This is a genomic window from Mesorhizobium sp. M2A.F.Ca.ET.037.01.1.1 (assembly GCF_003998075.1).
GTDB lineage: Bacteria > Pseudomonadota > Alphaproteobacteria > Rhizobiales > Rhizobiaceae > Mesorhizobium.
Map to the genome: position 1 here is coordinate 1 of NZ_RZSA01000436.1, position 5,185 is coordinate 5,185.

The 5,185-nt window shown below is 63.3% G+C and carries 5 protein-coding genes; 2 read left to right on the top strand and 3 right to left on the bottom strand.

Annotation, left to right across the window (positions count from 1 at the left end):
- A partial coding sequence (locus tag EOA27_RS20730) for an autotransporter-associated beta strand repeat-containing protein (protein ID WP_189562069.1) occupies positions 1-2,990 on the bottom strand: 2,990 nt, incomplete at its 3' end.
- Between the two features lie 855 nt (positions 2,991-3,845).
- Positions 3,846-4,094: a hypothetical protein gene (locus EOA27_RS41560; protein WP_189354479.1), complete on the bottom strand. Its 249-nt coding sequence runs from the start codon at positions 4,092-4,094 to the stop codon at positions 3,846-3,848.
- A gap of 32 nt (positions 4,095-4,126) precedes the next feature.
- Here EOA27_RS41560 and EOA27_RS20735 point away from each other — a divergent pair, with 32 nt between their 5' ends.
- Entirely contained in the window at positions 4,127-4,342 is a 216-nt protein-coding gene (locus EOA27_RS20735; protein ID WP_245463347.1) for a hypothetical protein, read from the top strand.
- A 212-nt stretch (positions 4,343-4,554) separates the two neighbouring features.
- Entirely contained in the window at positions 4,555-4,746 is a 192-nt protein-coding gene (locus tag EOA27_RS20740) for a hypothetical protein (RefSeq protein ID WP_126081697.1), read from the top strand.
- A 209-nt stretch (positions 4,747-4,955) separates the two neighbouring features.
- On the opposite strand, the gene EOA27_RS20745 is transcribed toward EOA27_RS20740, so the two are convergent.
- Positions 4,956-5,135, bottom strand: a complete 180-nt coding sequence (locus tag EOA27_RS20745) for a hypothetical protein (protein ID WP_126081698.1) — start codon at positions 5,133-5,135, stop codon at positions 4,956-4,958.
- Positions 5,136-5,185: the final 50 nt, after the last annotated feature.

Consider the following 5,185-nt stretch of genomic DNA (forward strand, 5'->3'; position numbering starts at 1 on the left):
CCGTTATGGTAGAGCCGATAGGCATAGGCGCCGGCGACCACCGCCTGGTCGCCCTGGAAGACGTAGTCGCCCTGCAGGTTGAAGGTGCCGGCGGAGACGCCGCCGACATCGACGATCTTGATGCCGTTGACGGTCTGCGCGCCGGCGCCGCCAAGGCCGATCACCTTGACGTTGGCGGTTCCGGAAGTGTTGCCGGTGATGATGAGCTTGTCGGTGGAAGATGCATCGCCGTCGAGGATCGCTTCGATCTCGACTGTGCCGCCGGCGCCAACGAAATTGCCCTGGATGGTCAATTGGCCGATCGAGTTGCCGGGCGCGATGACGCCGCCGGTCTGCAGCGTCGTCGACCCCACCGTGCCGTTGCCGCCGAGAGCGCCGCCATTGAGGATGGTCACCGCGGAGTTGGCAAGCGAGCCGTTGACCGAGAGCTTGCCGGCCCCGATCGTGGTTGCGCCGCTCAGCGTGTTGATGCCGGTGAGGTTGAGGTTGCCGCTCCCCGTCTTGGCCAGCGTGCCGGTGCCGGAGATAACGCCGGAGAAGATCGCATCGGCCGGCTGGTTGAAGACCAGGGCCGCGTTGTCAAGGATATCGCCGGTGCCGAAGCTCGTTGCCTGGCCGATCAGCGTGCCGGTCGAGATCGTCGTGCCGCCGCTGTAGGTGTTCGTGCCGGAAAGCACGAGCGTGCCGGTATCGGTCTTCACCAGGCCGCCGGTTCCGGCGATCGCAGCGGCGATGGTCGCCGTCACGCCGGCGTCGGTCCTGATCATCGTGGCGGCGGTGTTGGTGGTGAGCGTGTCGCCGTCGATCACATAGCCGTTGGTCATGAACTGCATGCCGGTGAAGCCGACCGTGCCGGCGGAATCATCCACCGTGACGGTGCCGGCCTGACCGGCGAACACCGCGAAATCCTGACCCCACTTGCCGTTGATCGCGCCGTCGGCTTCCGTCCAGTTGCGGTTCGTCGCATCCCACACGCCGTCACCGCCGTCGATCACGCCGTTGTCGTGCAGCCCCGTATTGCCGCCATCCCAGAAGCCCAGCGTCACGCCGGCGCTGGAGATCAGGTTCACCTCACCGGCGATGCTGGTCTGGATGAAGAGATCGCTCGCGGAGACGGGCGTGGTCCCGAACTCAAGCCCGTTGTCCGTCAACGCACCGCCGTAATTCATGAGCCGGTAGACGCCGGGGCCGAAGCCGCCGACATCGGTGATGTTCAGCGTGCCGTCGAGGGTGAGATCACCGTTGACCACGATCAAGTCGTTGACGCCGCTGCCGACCGTCCCGGGAGTGCCGAGCTCGTAGTCGAGTTTCGCGCTTGCGTTGAGCGTCAGCGAGCCGACCGTGAGCGTGCCGGGGCTGTCGCCCGGCGCGATGGTGCCATCTACCGTCACCGGCCCCGCGATGGTTCCCACGCCCGACAGGGTGCCGGAACTGCCGACGCTGACGGCGGTATTTCCAAGCGAGCCATCGACGCGCAGCCTGCCTGCGTCGACCGTCGTCGCGCCGGTATAGGTGTTCGTACCGGAGAGCGTGAGCGTGCCGGTGCCCAGCTTGGCAAGAGAGCCGCCGGCGCCTGAGATCGAGCCGGAGAACGCGGTGCTGGCGTCGCCCCCGATCGCCAGTTTCCTGTCGCCGAGAGCGACATTGCCGGCGCCCGACAAGGAGCCGATCGTCTCGTCATCGCTGTCAATGCCCGTGATGCCAGAGGAGATGGAGGGCCGCGCGAGCGACAGCGTGGCGCCGGCCGCCACTGTCACGGCCGAGGCGTCGGGAATGGAGTCGATGCCCGTACCGACCGCATAGAGCGTGCCGCCCAGGATTTGTGTCGCGCCCTGGTAGCTGTTGTTGCCGGCCAGAACCTGTCGGTAGGCGCCGTTCTTGACGAAGCCGCCGGTTCCGCTGATGCCGCCGTAGAACAGCGCGATCGTGTTGGCGAAATTCGTGCTGGTGGTGAGGTCGCCGACAAGCTCCACCGTGCCGGCATCGCCAGACAGTGTGCCGATGGTCTCGTCGTCGAGGACGCGGAACACACCGGCTTGCGCAATCACCGCAGACTGGTCGCCGATGGCGTTGCCGCCCTTGGCCTCGAGGGTCCCGCCCAGAATCCGCGTGCCGCCGGTATAGCTGTTGTTGCCCGATAAGGTCAGCGTGCCGGCGCCGGTCTTGGTGAGAAGGCCGCTGCCGCTGATGGTACCCGTCAAGCCAAGGTTGGCATCAGTCTGGACCGTGCCATTGTCGGTCAGGGCGACATTGCGGCTGCTGGTGAAGGCGGACGTCGTCTGCAGCGTGCCGCCATTGAAGGTCAGGCCGCCGGAAGCGGCGCCGAGATTGGTGTCGGCGGAGACCGACAGCGTGCCATCGCTCAGTGTCCACGGCGTGACCGCGGATGTCGTTCCCGTCAAAGTCCAAGTGCCGGTGCCGGTCTTCTGATAGAGTCCGAACCCGTCATATTTGGCGCCGGGGCCGAGTTGAGAAACGTCGAATGAGCCGTCAGCGCTGCCACCGAGGTTGAACGTATCGGCGGCACTGAAAGCTTTCACGTTGCCAGCAATGTTCGAGGTCGACCAGATCTCGAGCGAGTTGACCCCGCCGGTAAACTGAATTGCCTGACCAGCGAGGCCGCCACCTGATCCCCCTGCGCCACCGGTGATGGTGCCGCCATTGATGACCGCGATCCCCGCGCCCTTGATGCCGGCACCTCCGTCGCCCGGCGCCAAGAGCCCCGTGCCCCCGGCACCGCCGGCGATTGTCCCGTCCGCTTCATTGATGACGGTTCCGCCAGAAAGCAATTGCACGCCGGCACCGCCATCGCCGCCGGCGCCTCCGGAAGTACCAAAACTGTTACCGCCGACGCCGCCGGTCAGGGTGCCGCTGTTGGTAACCGTGCCGCCTACGGTCAGCACGATTGCCGCTGCGCCGCCACCGCCACCGCCGATGACGGTGATACCGCCCGCGCCGCCGGTAACATGGCCGCCGACATCCACGGTCACGTCGGCGTTTGAAAATATGCCGACGCCGCCGCCGCCCGCGCCGCCGCTTCTTGAGGGAGTCCCAGTGTTACCGGGACCTCCTCCGGTGCCGCCAGTTACCATTCCGGCACCCGCGACGGTGACATCGGCTGTGGCCGAGATGCCCACACCGCCGCCGCCGTGCCCACCGGGTGTGGTGGTTGCACCCGCTTGACCTAGTCCGCCTGTCCCACCAGTGACGGTGCCGGATATGGTGGTGATAGTTGTAACAGACTGACCAGTAGCACCGGTGATGCCGGTAGTGCCTCTTGGTCTGCCGGCAACGGTCACACTCGCCCCACCCGGCGCACCGTTGCCGGTGGTAAGATCCACCCCGCCACCGCCGCCGCCGCTGCTGGTAGCGGAAGAATCCGCGTCCTGTCCCGTCGCTCCTGCAAGCGACCCATCGGCGCCGCCAACGCCAAATCCCCCGGTCGTGTTTTTGCCGTTGCCGCCATCAGCCAGGGCAGGCGCCGTGCCGAGTGCCACGGCGATAAGTGCTGCGAGCGAAACACCGGCACGAAGCGCAGCTGCGCCTGCCTTTCCGCCAGACGGAATACCATGAACGCTGCCGCCCGCCCTCATTGAACCGTGCCCCTGAATCCGTTGCCCGCCACGCCGGATCGCCCGCACGGCGCACCGACCAAATCGCCGAGAGGTTAACTTGGCGTTTGATTCCTGTCCCGAAGTTGAATTGTCGATTATCGATATATTGAGCACCGTTACTTAAAGGCAACATTAGGTATTTGGAATGTAAGAAGCATAAATATAAGCTTTTACTTTAATATGACTGGAGCGGAGGGTGGGCGGCGCTTGCGGGCCACGCGCCGAGGCCAATCAAACGGAACCGCGTTCAAGCTCCGCCGACAACAGGACAGGGTCGGAGACGCCGCGGCCGAAAAGCGCCATCACCTTGACCGCGATGCGTTCGCGTTCATCCTCGTCGGCAACGTGCTGCCTTGCGCAGTAGTCGTTCAAGACTTTTATAAGAACGTCGAGCTCCGGCGGAATCCGCCACACCGCATGCTGGGTAGTGTCTCGGTTTGAATTTCGGAAAATTCCGACCGCGTTTGAACGCCACGCCAAAAGTGCCTATGCTTAGCGCTATGGATCCTCAAATGATAAAGCGGCACCTGGCACAAGCGGAGCAGCATGTGGCTGAAGGCGAGAAGCACCTTATCCGCCAGCGCGAACTAATCGCCAAACTCGAACGCGATGGTCATGATACTAAGGAAGCGACTGCGTTTTTGGAGCAGCTTGAGGAGATGCAGGGGATGCACGTCGCCGACAGGGATAGATTGAAGAACGAACTCCGCAATGCCGACAGGACCTAACGGCCAGAAGCGACCCACGATGTGATCGGCAACGCAGTCCGCGTCATGCGCATTGCCGGCAAGACGCGCCTGGAACGCGTTGCACCGAAGCCCGGCAAGCGTGGACCCGACAAAAAGCGCGCCTCACCAGCTTGAAAATTGGCCTTGAAAAACGAGCCTTCGGAGCCTTATAAAAATTGACGTTTCCCATGGCTTCTCTGGAGAGAGCTGCGATGGATAACGTGCCGTGCAACGAAGCGAAGCAGAACGCCGTGGAAGTGGTCGAGGCCTGTGGCGAATGGTTCGTCCACGTCATCGAAAACGGCAAAGATACAATCACCAATTTCGAACTCGAGGCATATGCGCTCAGCTACGCGGAGGGGCAGCGCATTCGCTTGGGAATTGAGAGGATCGCGCGCATCTAAAGCGCGTCGCGATCGTTCGGATTCGCTCCATGCGCTTTAGGTTTTTGATTTTACGCATGTCCTTATCCCGAAACCGGTTCCCACTTTCGGGAGACATGCTTTAGTTGGCTCTTCGGGGCCAACGGCCCGGCCCGCAAATCCTGTGTCACCTTGATAAGCGGGCCGGGTCGCCTTGTGTTCCGAGCTGGGTCGAATTTCAAACTGAGACATTACCTATTCTTCTTCAGTAGCCGCGCCTCCCGAAGAAGCGAACTGGCGTCGATGCCGATCAAGTCGACGAGGTCGCGGGCCTGGGCCTCGGTGATGCCGGTTTCCTTCATGAGAAAGCGGACCCGGAATTCCTTCTCCGCCTTCAATCGCTCGTCGCGTTCGTGCTTGCTCTCGGCCATGGATTTTTCCCCATGACCCGAAACCGCAAGTCGACGCTAAGGTTCCGCTC